At 64.0% G+C, this 15,777-nt stretch carries 15 protein-coding genes; 7 read left to right on the forward strand and 8 right to left on the reverse strand.

The window, feature by feature from the left end:
• Positions 1-371: 371 nt before the first annotated feature.
• On the forward strand, positions 372-1,931 hold the full coding sequence (locus AC1Q6X_RS24840) for a methyl-accepting chemotaxis protein (RefSeq protein ID WP_492498702.1): 1,560 nt from the start codon (positions 372-374) through the stop codon (positions 1,929-1,931).
• Between the two features lie 59 nt (positions 1,932-1,990).
• Here AC1Q6X_RS24840 and AC1Q6X_RS24845 read toward each other — a convergent pair whose 3' ends face one another.
• Complete coding sequence (locus AC1Q6X_RS24845) at positions 1,991-2,170, reverse strand: hypothetical protein (protein WP_492498703.1); 180 nt, start codon at positions 2,168-2,170, stop codon at positions 1,991-1,993.
• Positions 2,171-2,335: 165 nt separating this feature from the next.
• On the opposite strand from AC1Q6X_RS24845, the gene AC1Q6X_RS24850 reads away from it, so the two are divergent.
• The gene (locus AC1Q6X_RS24850; protein WP_492498704.1) at positions 2,336-3,055 is read left to right on the forward strand and encodes a hypothetical protein; all 720 of its coding nucleotides are present in this window, start codon (positions 2,336-2,338) and stop codon (positions 3,053-3,055) included.
• Between the two features lie 2 nt (positions 3,056-3,057).
• On the opposite strand, the gene AC1Q6X_RS24855 is transcribed toward AC1Q6X_RS24850, so the two are convergent.
• Both AC1Q6X_RS24855 and AC1Q6X_RS24860 read right to left on the reverse strand, forming a co-directional pair.
• The gene (locus tag AC1Q6X_RS24855; RefSeq protein ID WP_070222081.1) at positions 3,058-3,432 is read right to left on the reverse strand and encodes a DUF1294 domain-containing protein; all 375 of its coding nucleotides are present in this window, start codon (positions 3,430-3,432) and stop codon (positions 3,058-3,060) included.
• Between the two features lie 58 nt (positions 3,433-3,490).
• The gene (locus tag AC1Q6X_RS24860) at positions 3,491-4,057 is read right to left on the reverse strand and encodes a methylated-DNA--[protein]-cysteine S-methyltransferase (RefSeq protein WP_070310921.1); all 567 of its coding nucleotides are present in this window, start codon (positions 4,055-4,057) and stop codon (positions 3,491-3,493) included.
• A 95-nt stretch (positions 4,058-4,152) separates the two neighbouring features.
• On the opposite strand from AC1Q6X_RS24860, the gene AC1Q6X_RS24865 reads away from it, so the two are divergent.
• Positions 4,153-4,902, forward strand: coding sequence for a nucleotidyltransferase domain-containing protein (locus AC1Q6X_RS24865; RefSeq protein ID WP_070310919.1), 750 nt, complete (start codon positions 4,153-4,155; stop codon positions 4,900-4,902).
• On the opposite strand, the gene AC1Q6X_RS24870 is transcribed toward AC1Q6X_RS24865, so the two are convergent.
• Positions 4,899-7,133 (reverse strand): TonB-dependent siderophore receptor, encoded by a 2,235-nt coding sequence (locus AC1Q6X_RS24870; protein WP_492498705.1) that lies wholly within the window; start codon positions 7,131-7,133, stop codon positions 4,899-4,901. The two genes, AC1Q6X_RS24865 and AC1Q6X_RS24870, sit on opposite strands and share 4 nt — an antisense overlap.
• A gap of 335 nt (positions 7,134-7,468) precedes the next feature.
• Here AC1Q6X_RS24870 and AC1Q6X_RS24875 point away from each other — a divergent pair, with 335 nt between their 5' ends.
• On the forward strand, positions 7,469-8,329 hold the full coding sequence (locus AC1Q6X_RS24875; RefSeq protein ID WP_162995619.1) for a hypothetical protein: 861 nt from the start codon (positions 7,469-7,471) through the stop codon (positions 8,327-8,329).
• A 7-nt stretch (positions 8,330-8,336) separates the two neighbouring features.
• On the opposite strand, the gene AC1Q6X_RS24880 is transcribed toward AC1Q6X_RS24875, so the two are convergent.
• From AC1Q6X_RS24880 to AC1Q6X_RS24895, 4 genes are all read right to left on the reverse strand, one after another.
• Positions 8,337-8,735: a bacteriohemerythrin gene (locus AC1Q6X_RS24880; RefSeq protein WP_070222077.1), complete on the reverse strand. Its 399-nt coding sequence runs from the start codon at positions 8,733-8,735 to the stop codon at positions 8,337-8,339.
• A 299-nt stretch (positions 8,736-9,034) separates the two neighbouring features.
• Complete coding sequence (locus AC1Q6X_RS24885) at positions 9,035-9,190, reverse strand: hypothetical protein (RefSeq protein WP_162995620.1); 156 nt, start codon at positions 9,188-9,190, stop codon at positions 9,035-9,037.
• A gap of 140 nt (positions 9,191-9,330) precedes the next feature.
• The gene (locus tag AC1Q6X_RS24890; RefSeq protein WP_099408630.1) at positions 9,331-9,516 is read right to left on the reverse strand and encodes a hypothetical protein; all 186 of its coding nucleotides are present in this window, start codon (positions 9,514-9,516) and stop codon (positions 9,331-9,333) included.
• 130 nt (positions 9,517-9,646) lie between these two features.
• Complete coding sequence (locus tag AC1Q6X_RS24895; RefSeq protein ID WP_492498706.1) at positions 9,647-12,172, reverse strand: PepSY domain-containing protein; 2,526 nt, start codon at positions 12,170-12,172, stop codon at positions 9,647-9,649.
• 198 nt (positions 12,173-12,370) lie between these two features.
• Here AC1Q6X_RS24895 and AC1Q6X_RS24900 point away from each other — a divergent pair, with 198 nt between their 5' ends.
• The 3 genes from AC1Q6X_RS24900 (at position 12,371) to AC1Q6X_RS24910 (ending at position 15,777) form a co-directional block, all read left to right on the forward strand.
• Entirely contained in the window at positions 12,371-13,471 is a 1,101-nt protein-coding gene (locus AC1Q6X_RS24900) for a branched-chain amino acid aminotransferase (protein ID WP_121669144.1), read from the forward strand.
• Between the two features lie 70 nt (positions 13,472-13,541).
• Positions 13,542-14,258, forward strand: coding sequence for a ribonuclease T2 family protein (locus AC1Q6X_RS24905; protein WP_492420320.1), 717 nt, complete (start codon positions 13,542-13,544; stop codon positions 14,256-14,258).
• A gap of 106 nt (positions 14,259-14,364) precedes the next feature.
• Complete coding sequence (locus AC1Q6X_RS24910; protein ID WP_492498707.1) at positions 14,365-15,777, forward strand: MFS transporter; 1,413 nt, start codon at positions 14,365-14,367, stop codon at positions 15,775-15,777.

The following is a 15,777-nucleotide window of genomic DNA, read 5'->3' on the forward strand; positions in this document are numbered from 1 at the left end:
AACTTCACTGAGCCTTGCCGAACGCACGGCTTTTTCATTGCCCGCTCCCTGCATTGTCATCGACGCGACGTACGTCCGCGGATCGGGCCGGTCTGCACAGGCGGAAATTCGCTAACACTTGCCCTTGCACACTTCACGTCATTTGATAATAAATTTGTGATTTTTGTTTTATTTTTGTTGTTTTCATTTATTTTTATTAAATTTACTTTAAATCGCCAAAATTTAGCTGTAAAATAAGTTGCTTCCTACAAATATAGAGTGATGATTTGGCAATGAATTTGACTTCGAATGATCGCCTCTCACTCATGCGAGAGCAATGTCATCTCGGTAGCTGAACCAGAGGCAAGCATAGTTAATTCAAGGAAAATATTATGAGCATGATAAGGGGACTCAAGCTAACGCACCGTCTGGCTGTACTGATTGTGATCTTTTCGGTCGGTTTCATCCTCTATGGCCTGTGGTCGTTCAAGACTCTGCAAGAATGGAAAGTGAACGGCCCTGTTTATCAGAAAATAGTGCAAAGCAAGGATCTGATTGCGGACGTGTTGCCACCGCCGGAGTACATACTGGAATCCTATCTGGTCAGTTTTCAGCTGCTGGCGACCGAGGATCGTGCCGAACAGGCGCAGTTAATCGCACGATTTAACACGCTCAAACGTGATTACGATGAGCGCCATGCATTCTGGAAGGGCGCGACACTGGATGCCGATATCGCCGGGCTGCTGCTGAACAAGGCGCATGCGCCGGCGCTGGCCTTCTACACGGTTGCACTGCAACAGTTCATCCCCGCAATAGAGGCACAGGACAAGGCCGGCGCCACCGTTGCGATGAAAAAAATGACGATCAGCTACGCCCAGCATCTGCAGGCCATCAAGCAACTGGTCGAGATGACCAGCCAACGCGCGTCGGCGATAGAGGCGGATTCGAGCGCGCGCATCACGGTGGCGGGCAGCTTGCTGTTGGCGATACTGCTGGTCTCGCTGGGCACGGCGATTGGGGTGGCTGTGCTCATTAGCAAGAGTATTACCAAGCCACTGCGGGACGCCGTGCACGTTGCCCGCATTGTCGCTTCCGGTGACCTGCGCAGCCATATCGCGACCGACTATCGCGACGAGCCGGGCGAATTGATGCGTGCTCTGAAAAGCATGACGGAGAGCCTGCGTCATACGGTGGGCCGTGTGCGTGGTGGTACTGAAACCATCTCGACTGCCTCGCAGGAAATTGCTGCTGGCAATTTGGACCTCTCGGCCAGAACCGAGGCTCAGGCCGGTGCACTGGAGCAAACATCGTCGGCGATGCAGCAGTTAACCAGCAATGTGCAGCAGAATGCCGAAAGCGCTCAGCAAGCCAATCAACTGGTCTTGTCGGCTTCAGCGGTAGCGGTGCAGGGCGGGCAGGTGGTCGAACGTGTCGTCGCGACCATGGTATCCATCAAGGACAGCTCGAACCGTATCGTCGAGATTATTTCCGTGATCGACGGCATCGCGTTTCAAACGAATATTCTGGCCCTGAACGCGGCTGTCGAAGCGGCGCGCGCCGGTGAGCTGGGGCGCGGTTTTGCTGTCGTCGCATCGGAGGTGCGCGCCCTGGCGCAACGTTCCGCCACGGCCGCCAAAGAGATCAAGCAGCTGATTGCCGAGTCGGTCGAAAAAGTCGAGCTTGGCAGCAATCTGGCCGATGAAGCGGGCGGCACGATGAAGCAAATCGTCTCCTCTGTCCAGCAAGTCGCGGGCATCATGGGGGAAATCGCCGTCGCCAGCCAGGAACAAAACGATGGCATCAAACAGGTGAATCAGGCCATCAGTCAGATGGATGCGGTGACCCAGCAGAATGCCGCCCTGGTCGAGCAGTCGGCGGCGGCAGCGGCCAGCATGCAGGAGCAGGCGGACAGCATGATGCAGGACATGCGCGTGTTCAAATTGCTGGCGTGACCTTGGTGACCGGCCTTGTGCACCCGGGGCCGCGCCTGGCCGGCCAGGAAAGGCGGGACTCAGGCCGGCGACTTGCTGACCGGTTTTGGGGTGGCAATGGCGATCGGGTCGCTGGCCGGAAAACTTTCCTTCAGCGCTTCATCGAGCGCTTCCTCGGCGTGGCCTTCGTTGGCCGGCGTGGGCGAATCGCGCTCCGGTGGCGGGGCGGGCGTGGTGGCGGCGTTGGTGCTGGAATGCATGATATTCCCCTCGCGGTGGTGCGCCATGGGGCCGGGGTGGTCTTGGCGCGGACTGATGCATCCAGCCTAGCACATCGCGCAGGAATGGCGCGCAGGATGCGCCTGCCGCAGGGGCGGATGGCGGCGTCTGCTACACTGCGCTCCACTTTGACCGACGGAATTGCCATGACTTCCCTATCCCTGCCGTACCGCGCCACCGCACTTGACGCCTGTGCCTGGCTGGCGCAACAGACGGGCACCCCGTGGACCCTGGCGCGCCTGCTCGAGCAGGGCGGCTTGCCGTTTATCTGGCTCGACTACAGCGCAGCCTGGGCCGAGCTGTTCCATGACGGCGTGACGCGCTATGCGGCACCCGTCGTGTTCATCGAGGACAAGCAGCACCTGGCCGCGGGCGCCGGTGATGTCTGGCTGCGTTTTACGCGCGACTCGGGCAATCTCCCCATTGAACTCAAGGGGCAGGGCTTGCGCGTGCCGCTGGACGGCCTGCACTTCCAGGAGCGCGACCTGTTGCGTTTGCTCAAGGAACTGCAGCATCCGCCGCCGGCCGACACGGCAGCGGACAAGGCACCCGTGGTCTTGCCCAGCGCCTTGAAGGGCCTGGGCCGCGAACAGATCCTGACTGCTTTTGCCGGCGTGGGCAAGGTCGACCTGGACCAGGGCCTGGCCAGCGGCGTGGGCATCTTTGGCGACGATGGCGCGCGCGTGCGCAAGAATTCGCGCGGCGGCAAGAACAGCCATTTGTGGCATCCGGTGACCCTGGCGTTCGGCTTGCACGATGTGCACCGCGTGCCGATGGCGCATTTGAAAAAGGCGTTCGCCACGCAACCGTTGCTGCGCGATTGGAAGGCGGACTGGCTGGAATCGCTGCGCCTGCTGGGAGAGTGACCTTATAACTCGATGGGGGCGACGTCCGTGCCGATATCGGGCGCCGCGTAATGCATGCTGAAATACACGAAAGCGCCGATATTGAGGGCGACCGTGATCCAGAACACGATGCGGAACGAGCGCTTGCTGGACTTGTGGCGCAGCCATTGCTGGGCCAGCACGGCGCCCGGCCAGCCGCACAGCAGTCCCAGCAGCAGCAAGGTGCGCTCCGGGGTGCGCCAGCGGCCCTCCTTGGCGGCGGACTTGTCGATCGCATAGGCAACGAAGCATCCCAGGCTCAGCACGCCATACACGAGGGCAACCAGGGCGGGGATGTGGAAAAAGAAGGTGGCGAGTAAGTACAGTACGACAAAGAACGCGATGACAAGGTAAGGCATAGGATGTGTTGGCTTGAACGGAGGGCGTGAGTATCCCACATGGGAGCGATGGCGCCGCTTAAAATAAACAGCCTTGCGCCGTATCGACATGCACGGCGCGGCGGCGGGCGTGGCCCGTTTTCAGCGCTTCGCGGTCGCTGGACAGGGAAATGCCTTCCAGCGCCAACAGGGTTTCCTTGGCATGCAGACCGCCCGCAAAGCCCGTCAGCTCGCCCGTGGCACCGACGACGCGGTGGCAGGGGGCGATGATGGAAATGGGATTCTTGCCGTTGGCGGCGCCCACGGCGCGCACGGCGGCGGGGCGGCCGATCTGGCGCGCGATCTCGCCATAGCTGCGCGTCTGGCCATACGGTATCGTCAGCAGCGCACGCCACACTTCCTGCTGAAATGGCGTGCCGGCAAAATCGAGCGGCACTTCAAAATGCTGGCGCGTGCCGGCAAAATATTCATCCAGCTGGCGCGCCGTTTCCTGCAGCACGGCGCAACCGTCATCGACGCGCATGTCGCCCAGGCGCACACGGTTCGGCTTGTCGTTTTCCCACAGGATGGCGGCCAGGGCTTCCCCGCGCGCCACCAGGGTCAGCTCGCCCACGGGCGAGGGCACCACGATGCAGTCGTATTCCATGTTGGTTCCTTGATCAGATGGCGCCAGTGTAGCAGGCTGGCGGCAGCCTGCGTATTGCGTGTAGGATAGTGTTTTATCGACATGGAGCACCGGCTTTGACGACGATCCCCACCTATGAGACCATTCGCGCGATTGCCCAGCGGCTGGTGCACGAGCGCTATCCCACGGCCGTGGCGGCCATCATCGGCGGCTCGTTCGCCACAGGCCGGCAAACGCCTACTTCCGATATCGACTTGCTGCTGCTGTTCGACCACGTCGATTGCGCCTGGCGCGACACCCTCGTGGCCGAGGGGCGCACGGTGGAACTGTTTGCGCACGACGTGGCCACGTTCACGTATTTTTGCAAGGAAATGGATGCGCCGGGCGGCACGGTGCCGCTGGCGATGATGGTCGTCGAAGGGGAAAACATCGTCGCCGCCGGCGACGCCTACGCGCAGCTGCACGCGCTGGCGCACGCTTTCGACACGGCCGGGCCGCCCGCGCTCGACGCGGAAAACCTGCAGCGCCGCCGCTACGCCATCACCACCGCGCTGGAAGACCTGGTCGACAGCACGCACCCGGGCGAGGCGCTGGCCGTCGCTTGCCAGCTGTACGAAGCGCTGGCCGACCTGCACCTGCGCGCGGCGGGGCAGTGGAGCGGCGGCGGCAAGCATCTGTTCCGCCGCCTGCAGGCCTTCGACGCCGTCATCGCCGGGCAGCTTGACGGCGCGCTGCGCCTGGCCGCCGCCGACTTGCCGGCCGGCCAGCGCGCGTTCGGGCAAGTCGCCGCCGCCGTGCTGGCGCCCGTGGGCGGTCCCTTGCTCGACGGCTTTACCCTGCCGGCGCCCGCGCACTGGCGCGCTTAAAACATCGTGCGCACGGCCAGGCTGATGTTGCGCGGTTCGCCCCAGAAGACGCCGTCGAAGAAGCCCACGTTGCGGTAGTACTTTTTATCGAGCAAGTTATTCACGTTCAGCTGCACGCTGGCGTGGCGGTTGAGCGCATAGCTGGCCATGGCGTTGAGCAGCGCATAGCCCGCTTGCGGAATGTCGGTGATGGTTCCCGATGGCGGGCGGCCGTACCACGATTCGCTGTAGGTGGCGCTTTGCGCCGTCATGCTGGCGCCCGCCCTCAAACCGGCCAGGCGGCCGTCGAAGCGGTAGCTGGTGGCCAGGCGCAGCAAATGGCGCGGCTGCGTGGTGGCGGCGCGGCGGCCATCGGCCTCGGCCGCGTGCAGATAGGTATAGCCGCCGCTCGCTTCCCAGGCGGGCGATAACTGGCCGGAGACGTCGAACTCGACGCCCTTGGCCGTCACGCCGGCGCCATTGGCCACCATGGCCTGGCCGCCGTCGGGCAGCAAGAAGCCGGGCGGCACCGTGCGGTCGAGTTCCGCCATGTTCTTTTTCTTCGTATGGAACAGGGCGGCCGACGCGTTCAGCTTGCCTTCATAAAATTCGCCCTTGATACCCAGTTCCGCATTGTCTCCCGTTTCCGGCGCCAGGAACTTGTTGTTGCGGTCCTTGCTCGATTGCGGGTTGAACAGCTGCGTGAAGCTGGCGTAGGCCGAATACTGCTTGTTGATATCGAACACGGCGCCCACATACGGCGTGACTTCATTGCGCGTTTCCACGAAGTCGCTGTTGTCCGTGTGCACGCCTCGTGTATCGTAGTTGCGCGTATCCGTGCGGTAAGTACTGCTGCGCGCGCCGATGATCACATGCAGCGGGTCGGCCAGGCTCAAACGTGTGGCCACATAGCCGCCCGCCAGGCGCGTCACGGTTTCCGTGTGCGAGCCGTCCGGGTGGAACACGGGGCGGGGGATGTTGCCCGTCCAGCTGCGGTAATCGGGGACGACGTTCGGGTAGTTGATTTCCGCCTCGCCGCCCAGCGAGCGGGCGCGCTGGTTGCCGCCGTTCCAGCCGGCGATGGCCGTATGCTTGCGCCCCAGCAAGGTGAAGGGGCCGCTGGCGTAGACGTCGAAATTATCGCCCGTGGTCTTGCCCGGGCCATAGGCGCCCGTCCACAGGAGCATGCCTTCGCCCGTGGCCGGATCGGGATGGCCGCCGCCCGCGTAGGCGACGGTGGTGCGGTTCGTGCTTTCCGTGCGCGCATAACCGAGGTGCAGATTCCAGTTGCCGGGCAGGCGCTGGTCCAGCGACGTGAAGATGGTGTGCTGCTTGTTGGCCCAGGTGCTCCAGGGCGTCGTGAGGCTGGTGTCGCGCGGCAACCTGGCCAGGCTGCCGTCCGCATTCCAGTACGGCACGGCGCCCCAGGTGGCGCCTGTCGGCTTGTTGTCCTGGAAGTCGACGCCCGCCGTCAGCAGGGTGCCGGGACGCACGTCCGCTTCAAGGATGGCCATGCCCACCGTCTTGCGCTCGTGGTACATGTCCAGGTAGGAATCGCGTTTTTGCCAGGCCAGGGCCGCGCGCGCGCGCACGCTGCCCTCCGCGTTCAGGGGCGTGGACAGGTCGGCCTCGATCCTCTGGTCATCCCAGCGGCTCATGATGAGGCCGGCGCTGGCCTCGAAGTCCTTCGCCGGCCGCTTGCGTATCATGTTGATGGTGGCGGACGGGTCGCCCTTGCCGCCCATCAGGCCCGTGGCGCCGCGCACGACCTCGATGCGGTCATACAGGATCGTGTCTTGCAGCGGCGCATTGCCGCCGCGCGCCATGCCGTCGATCTGGATATTGTTGATGCCGAAGCCGCGCGCATAAAATGTCGTGCGCTCCGTGTCGTTCTGGCCCACCTGGATGCCTGTCGTCTGCGCCAGCGCCTGGTCCAGCCGCACGGCGCCCAGGTCGTCGAGCAGCTGGCGCGTGATGACGCTGACCGATTGCGGCGTCTCGCGCAGCGACAGGTCCATGCGCGTGGCGCTGCGCGCTTCGCCGGCCGTGTACGACTGCGTGCCTTCCGTCGTCGCGGTCGACTGGCCCAGCACGGTGACGGCGGGCATGGTCACGTCGGCCGCGGCGGCGTCGGCGGCCTGTGCCGGCAGGGCCACGCCGGCGGCAAGACTGAGCAGGCTGATGTGTAATAAACGGGGGAGGGCGCGCAAGGCGGGCTGGCGCGAAGATGAGAAGGCTGTCGTTGATTGCATTATTTTCCTGGATATTTTTAGTCGTGAGTGTTCCTATCTCGTCTGGCGAGCTGCGCAGTAGCTGGGGGATGGCGTAACGCTGGCCCGTGGTCTGGCTTGGATAGCAGTTCCACCGCAAGGCCCGGCGCGGACGGGCAGTGGAAAAGAAAGGCGCGCGATTCCTGTCACTTTTGTAAATAGGAATCATTATCAATATAGGTGATATTTGCCAAATAATCAAGCGTGTGCACCAAAGGAGTGCAGGCGGGAGTGCAGGCAGACCCGGGGCGGCGCATCGGCTTGCCTTCTGCGATAATGCAGGCGCTGACAAATATTTTCCTTAATGAAAGAAATGCATGCGTACATGGATCGCTTGTGCCGGATGGTTGTGTGTCGTCTCGCTGGGTCAGGCCCAGGAACACGCGCCGCCGCCGGCTGCTCCCGCGCCGCTGCAGAGCGCCAGCGTGCCGCCCGCCGCCGATGCCGTTGCGCCACCGCTTGCGCCGGCCACATCCGCGGCATCAGCACCCAAGGCAACGGCGCCAGCAGAGGAAGCCTTGCCACCGCAAACGGTGACGATCACGGCCACCAGCGATGCCAAGGCGCCGCACGTGCGGTTCACGGCATACCGTGAAAGTTATCTGACGGCCAGGAAAGTGTGGCAAGTGTCGAGCGGCAGCGTGGTCATGGCCCTGCGCCTGATTCCTGCCAAGCTGAGCGCCACCATCGACGATGTGCGCGTGGCCTTGCAAGGCAATGGCGCCCCCATGCCGATCAAGGTGTCGGCCGGCGGCGTGTTTGTCGTGCCGCTCAACGATGATATTGCCGCGCAGGACGGCACGTTTTTGGTGAACAAGGGCAGGGGCGAGCTGACGGCCAATATCGTGCTGCAGCCGTCCGTGGCGCGCGATGCGTGGAACGTCACGCGCGTGGGGCAGGTCTTGCGCGACGCCCGGCGCGCCGTGCGGGCCATCACGCCGTGGTACAAGCGGCCGTTCGCCAGCGACGTGCAATCGCTGGCCTTTTGCGCGGCCGAGCGGGGCAGCGCCTTGCAATTGATGGATGGAGAACAGCTGATCGCAACGCTGCCCATGAACGAGGCGGCCGTCAACGACATCAACCAGCCCGTGTTTTGCAAGATTTTCGACGGCGAAGACAAATACCCGGGACACTACCGCGTGGTCATGCCCGAGCAGGCGACGGTGCTGTTGCTGTAATGAACTGCTAGTTAGGCTGGCGCTGCACCAGTTCCAGCGCCGCCGCCAGGGCCAGGTCCATGGTGGCCTGGTGGAAGATCAGCCACTGCGGCAACAGCGACAGCGCATGGCGGCCCTGTTCCAGGTCGCCTTCATCGACGGCGGCCCAGGCATGGTGCAAGCCGCTGAGCACGCGGGCATGCTGTTCGCGGTGGTTGGCCAGCGAGGGAAAGCCGATTTGCTCCATCAAATCCTCTTCCTCTCGGAAATCGCGTTCGACGGCCGCAATCAGCTCGCGAAACGCCACGCTGAAATGCTGGTCGCTTAACTGCCCCAGCCGTGCCAGCTCCTGAAACAGCGCCTCATGCGCCTCGTCGATGGCGGGAACGCCCAGCGCCATCTCATCTTTCCAATGCGATTTACCCATGCCGATGCCCCCGGTGAAGTCCGTCGCGGCGCGAAGCGGACTGTTCCAGTGTGGACGCAGCGAAGGGCGAAATCCATGATCTGGATCAAAAATATGGTGAAGGGGGAAGAGGAAAACAAGACAAAAACAAATCGACGAAGGGAACAATTCCCCACCCGCAACAAAGCGGTTTTTAACGATGCGCCGTGTTACCGAGCGCCGCTGAAAAACGCCGCTGGCAAGGCGTCTTTGACGCAGACAGTACGCTAGTACGGCAAGTCAAAGCAACGCAGCCAGCGACGTTTTCTCAGCCGCGCGTCTTATTGCCGAGGCCAGCGGGCCCACAGAGCTTGCGCATCGACATTCGGCACCTGCAACTGCTGTCCGGCCGACGTCTGCATCGCATCCCTCAGCACGAGGGGCACGAGCATCAGGGCCGACAAGGCGAGGCAGAGCAGCACTTTGAGCGTCAACATGGTCGTCTCCCGGTGTCCCGGCGGCGGCGCGGGGATGCGGCGCCTGCCGGTCACGTCCTATGTACTACCATGCTTGCAGTTTAGTTCATCTGATTGAAACTTCAACTAGTTGCTGTGATGCACTGCACCAGTGACGCCTCTTATTTGGCCTTGCGGCTGCGCCGCGGCTTGCCTGCGGCGGGCAGGAAAGAGTCGAACCACACTTGCGTCAATTGCCGCGTATTTTTCGCCGCTTCGCGCTTGACGGCGGCCGTGGCGTGGCCGCGCGCCGTGTTGGCGACGCGGTTGGCGGCGCTCAGGTACATGCTCATCCAGGGGTTTTTCATGGCTAGCCTCGCAAACAGTGGGTGGGGGCGGCGCGGATATGCCGCCATGCCGCTACTGTAGTCCGATGGCCGGCGCTGACCGTGCGGCGGCCCACATAGCCGGGCGGCGCTGGCAATGTGCTGAGGCAGATCAATACACGTCGCGGCGGTAGCGCCCGGCCGCCAGCAGGGCGTCGAGACCGTCCTGTCCCAGCACTTCTTGCAGTACAGCATCGATTCCCGCCGCCATGCCTTGCAGGCTGCCGCACACGTAGACGATGGCGCCTTGCGCCAGCCAATCGCGCAGCTCGCCGACGTTGGCGCGCAGGCGGTCCTGCACGTATTCGCGTTTGCCGCCCTCGTTGCCGTCGCGCGAAAAGACACGGTCCAGGCGCGCCAGGTGGCCAGCGTCCAGCCAGCCTTGCAACTCTGCGCCGCAGACGCTGTCAACAGCTTGCTGGCGCTCGCCGAACAGCAGCCAGTTACGGGCCAGCCCCGCCCGCTGGCGCGCGCGCAGGTGCGACCGCAGGCCTGCCAGGCCGGAACCATTGCCGATATAAATGCAGGGCACGTCGACCAGGGCGGGCGCGAAGGCGGGATTGGCTTGCAGGCGCAAACGGATGCCGGCGCCCAGCGGGGCGAAGCGCGTGAGCCAGCCGGAACAGAGACCGTACCCGTCGTTTGTGCCGCCCGCGTGGCGCTCCTGGCGCACCAGCAACTGCAGTTTGCCATCGGAGGGCAGCGACGCGAGCGAATAGCTGCGCGGCGCATGCTGGGCACTTTGCGCGTCGCCCTCGCTGCCATCCGCGTTGCAGGCGATGATTTCCGCCAGCGCGCCCGCTTCCCAGTCAGCATCGGCGGGGCCCGTCAAGGTGATTTCATGCAGTTCGCCGCCCAGGCTGCCCGGGTTCAGCAGCACGCGGCGCGTCAGGCGCCATTCGGCGTACGACGCTTCTTCCTGTACGCCGATGGCGTCGATGGCGCTGCCGCTACAGCTGGCCAGCGCTTGCGACCAGGCGGCCAGGGCGGCGGGGTCATGCTTGTCCACTTCGATCAGCGGGAACATGGGCGTGGCGCCCAGTGCTTGCAATTGTTGCGCCAGCGCATGGCCAAAGCCGCAGAAGGCGCCGTAATGGCGGTCGCCCAGGGCCAGCATGCCGAATTCCAGGCCCGCCAGCGGCGTGCCCACCGTTTGTTGCAGCAGGCGCGCGAAGCGGCGCGTGCCGTCCGGCGCCTCGCCTTCGCCAAAGGTGCTGGCGACGATCAGGGCCCGTTCGTACTGGCGCAATTGCGCGGGATCGAAACGGTCCAGCGACTGCACGTCGACGGCCACGCCGGCCTGCTGCAAGGCGCGCGCGCTTTCCAGCGCCAGGCGCTCGGCCTGTCCCGACTGGCTGGCGTAGGCCACCAGGGTCGGTAAACCTGTGTCCGTCTTACCCGGCGCGCCGGCGCCCAGCAGCGCGCGCTGCGCTTGCACAGCCCGCTTGGCCTTGCGGCGGCCCAGGTACAGCATCCAGCCCGTGATGGCGAACAGGGGCAGGCCCAGGCTGGCCAGGGTGACGATGATGCGGCCGGGCAAGCCGAAATACGTGCCCATGTGCAGCGGATAAATGATGTTGACGAGGCGCTGCCCCAGCGCCTGCTGGCTGTACGGTTCGTTTTCCGTGAGCGTGCCGTCGGCCGGCGCAATGCTCATGCGGCTGCGCGCCCGTTCGTGCGGCGCATCGCCGGCCAGCCACGTGAATTGCACGGCTTCGCCGGGGCGCACGGGCAGACGCACCGTGGCCAGGGTCCAGCCGGGGGCATGCTGCTGGAAAACGCTCCAGGCCAGGCCGATGTCGGCGACAGGCGATGGCTCCTGCGGCGCCTCTTTCTTGCCGGGCGCCTGCGCCGTGCGCGGGGGCTTGCCGGCCCAGGCGTCGATATTGTCGCGCACCACGTCATAGCTCCAGTAGATGCCCGTCAGGGTCAGCGCCACATAGACGACCAGGCACCAGGTGCCGGCCACGGCGTGCAGATTCCACAAAAAGGAGCGACCTTTTAATGCAGGGTCGAAGGTCAGCCAGGTGCGCCAGTCCAGCGGACGGCGGGGCCAGCGCAGGTACAGGCCGGACAGTTCCAGGCCCAGCAGGCACAGGGCCAGCGCGCCCGCCACTTGCCGGCCCGGGTCGCGCGGCAGCAGCAGCCAGCGGTGCAAGGACTCCGTCCATTCGAAAAATGCGGCGCCCGCCAGCGCCGGCTGGGTCGCGCCCGTGTACGGATGCATATAAATGGATGCGCCGCGCCGCTGGCCATGCTTCGGCGCGAAAAACAGGCGGGGCGCCGCGCCCGCCTGCGCATACATGGTGACCGAGGCCACGCGCTGGCCGTGTTCGGCTGCGGCAATGCTGCTCAGTTGGGCCGGCATCAGCGGTGCGCGCGTTTCCACGGGGACATGGCGCACGCCGGGGTTCATAACGTCGAGCAATTCATCCTTGAAGGCCAGGGTGGCGCCGCTCAGTCCGATGATCACCAGCACCGTGCCGGCCGTGATGCCGATAAACCAGTGCAATTGAAACCAGACCTGCTTCCAGCTCCAGTGCCAGCGCCGTTGTTGCGGGACGGCAAGCTGACGAGTCTGCGTCGCCTCATCGGCGCCGGCGCGCGGCAGGGAGTGTGGAAGGGAGGAGGTCGTCATGAAGCGGCTTTCGATAGCGCCGCCATGCGGGGCGTCAGGCATGGCGGGGAAGAAGGAGGATTGACATAGTAACGCAAACGAGAATCATTCGCAAATGATGGCTTCTTGTTTTCACCTGGCGATGGCCATTCTCGTTTGCCTGATCGGGCGCTGGAGGCGCTACAATAGGGATACTGTTCACTAGTTCCGATTGCTGCCATGACCACTTCCACACCGAATCTCGTCGTCACCCCGTCCGCCCACCCCCTGTCCGACGCCGAGCGCGCCGCGCGCATGGTCAACCCGGCGTTTGGCCGCATCTTCACGGACCACATGGTGGTGATTCCTTACCGCGACGGCAAGTGGCAGCAGGGCGAACTGAAGGCCTACGGCCCTTTGACGCTGGACCCGTCCGCCTCGTCGCTGCACTACGGCCAGGCCATCTTCGAAGGTTATAAAGCGTTTGCCCAGCCCGATGGCAGCATCAAGACTTTCCGCCCGGAACAAAATGCCGAGCGCTTCAACCGCAGCGCCGCGCGCCTGGCCATGCCGGCCATTCCCGTCGAGCTGTTCCTGGAAGCGGGCGATGCGCTGATCGCGCAAGACCGTAACTGGGTGCCGAAGAACACGGGCGAGAGCCTGTACATGCGTCCGCTGATGATCGCCACCGACCCCTACCTGGGCGTGCGTCCATCGGAAGAATACCTGTTCGTGCTGTTCGCCTCGCCGGCCGGCGCCTACTTCCCGAAAGGCGTGAAACCCGTCACCGTGTGGATCAGCGAAGACTTCGTGCGCGCCGCGCCAGGCGGCACGGGCGAAGCCAAGTGCGCGGGCAATTACGCGGCCAGCCTGATGGCCCAGTCGCAAGCGCAAGAGAAGGGCTGCGACCAGGTCGTGTGGCTCGACGCCGTGCACCGCGAGTTCATCGAGGAAATGGGCGGCATGAATCTGTTCTTCGTCTACAAGGATGGCGAGAAAGTCACCGTCGTGACGCCGGAATTGACGGGTACCTTGTTGCCAGGCATCACCCGCCGCAGCCTGCTGGAAATGGCAAAAGACCTCGGCTATGCGACGGAAGAGCGTAAATTGTCCGTCCAGCAATGGCGCGACGACATCGCCTCGGGCCGCATGACCGAAGTGTTCGCCTGCGGCACGGCAGCCGTCATCACGCCCGTGGGCGTGGCCAAGGCCAATGGCTTTGAAATGACCATCAACAACAATGAAAACGGCGCCGTCACCCTGGCTCTGCGCGAAGCGCTGCTGGGCTTGCAGCATGGCACGGCACCGGATACGCACGGCTGGATGCATACCGTCTGCTAAGTTGATGGTGTAATTTCACTACCGCGCCGGCACCCAGTTGCCGGCGTTTTTATATCTTGAAGGAAATACGATGAAAATTCGCTCTATCCTGCCTGCCTTGGCCGCCGTTTTCCTCAGCCTGTCGGCCGGCGCCGTCCACGCGGCCGACGCCGCCTGCGCCATTCCGCGCAACGTCAGTTATTACGACTACGACGTCAAGCCGTCGGACGAGAAAAACACCTGCTACAAGCAAAGCACGAACGTGCCCACCGATTACTTCATGCTGGCGCTGTCGTGGTCGCCAGGCTTCTGCGACAGCCAGCGCCGCCGCGGCGCAGTGTCGAAGAAGGCCGCTTTTCAGTGTGCCGAGAGCAATCACTTCGGCTGGATCGTGCATGGCTTGTGGGCACAGTCGAATAACCCGGGCACGTGCGAAGACATTTCCGTGACGCCGCCGCGCAAGACGGAGCTGCATCCGCGTTACTGCAAGGGCAATTTGCCGAAGCTGGCGCCGTCGGACATCCTGCCGTACATGTGCATGCAGCCCGGCGAAGCCTTGCTGCAGGGTGAATGGGAAAAGCATGGCGCCTGCGATTTCGATACGGCCAAGCAGTATTTCGAGAAGGAACGCGAACTGTTCCAGGCCTTGAAGTTGCCGGATTCCACCATGCCGAAAAACGAGTTGTTCCAGTGGATGAAGCAGCACAACCCGCAGCTGAAAGGCCGCTGGCTCGGCTATGAAAAGCACTCGGGCGAGCTGCGCATCTGTTATTCGAAAGATTTTAAAGTGATCGACTGCCAGAAGTGATGTAGGGTGAAATCGACGGGCCTGCCCGGCAGAGTCCGTCCATCCATGCTAGTGTCTTGGCTGCGGTACCGTATGCCGCCCCGGACGGGCTAGACGAACAGGCAACATGATGAAGCAGAAAAACAAGGCGCAGCCTTTCCTCGTGGGCGAGGACGGCTTGCCGCCCGGCGCCCGTTTATGGGCCATGCTGGCGCTGGCCATCGGCGTGGGCATGGCCTCGCTCGATACGGCGATCGCCAACACGGCCTTGCCGGCCATCGCCAGCGAGCTGCACACGACACCGGCCGCCTCCGTCTGGATCGTGAATGTGTACCAGCTGGCCATGGTGGCGACCTTGCTGCCGTTTTCCGCCCTCGGCGAAATCGCCGGCTACCGGCGGGTGTTTATCTCCGGCATGTTCCTGTTTACTTTGGCGTCGCTCGCCTGCGCGCTGGCCTGGTCCTTGCCCTCGCTGGTGGTGGCGCGCCTGTTCCAGGGCGTCGGCGCCAGTGCCATGATGAGCGTCAACACGGCGCTGCTGCGCGCCCTGTACCCTAAACATTTGCTGGGCCGCGCGTTCGGCAACAATGCGCTGGTGGTGGCCGTCGCGTTCGCCATCGGGCCCACGGCCGCCTCGCTGATCCTGGCGACGGCGTCGTGGCCATGGCTGTTCGCCATCAACGTGCCGCTGGGCGTGGCCGGCTTTTTCCTGGCCAGCCGCATGCTGCCGGCGACAAAACTGTCTGGCCACACGCTCGATGCGCGCACGGCGCTGTACAACGTGGGCGCCTTCGGCTTGCTCATCTTGCTGTTCGGCGACGCGGCCCATCACGCGGACCTGTCGACCTTGCTGCCGGAACTGGTGGCCGTGGTGGTCTTTTTTATCTTGCTGCTGCGCCGACAGGCGGGGCATGCGGCACCGATGCTGCCGATCGACCTGTTCCGTCGTCCCCTGTTCTTGCTGTCGTCGCTGACGGCCATCTGCACGTTTTCCGCGCAAGGCCTGGCCTTCGTTTCGCTGCCATTCTATTTTGAAGTCACCCTGGGCCGCTCTCCCGTGGAAACGGGATTCTTGATGACGCCGTGGGCCGTGCTGGTGGCCGTGATGGCACCCGTGGCCGGACGGCTCAGCGACCGGTATTCGCCGGGCGTGCTGGGCGGCATCGGCCTGGCGGCGCTGGCGGGCGGCTTGCTGACGCTCGTGTGGATACCGGCGCATCCGAGTGCGTTCGACATCGGCTGGCGCATGGCCTTGTGCGGCATCGGTTTCGGCTTTTTCCAGGCGCCCAATCTGAAAGCAATCATGGGCAGCGCGCCGCCCGAGCGGGCCGGCGGCGCCAGCGGCGTGGTGGCCACCTCGCGCCTGATCGGCCAGGCGACGGGCGCGGCGCTCGTCGCCTACTGCTTCACGGTCTCGGCCAGCCGGGGCACGACGTATGCACTGTGCCTGGCGGCAGGATTTGCCGCCGTGGCCAGCATCGCCAGCTTTGCGCGCCTGGTGGTGGCGCAGCCGGCGTGGCTGGCTGGCAAGGACAATTAA

Source organism: Janthinobacterium sp. GW823-FHT06H09 (genome assembly GCF_058794735.1).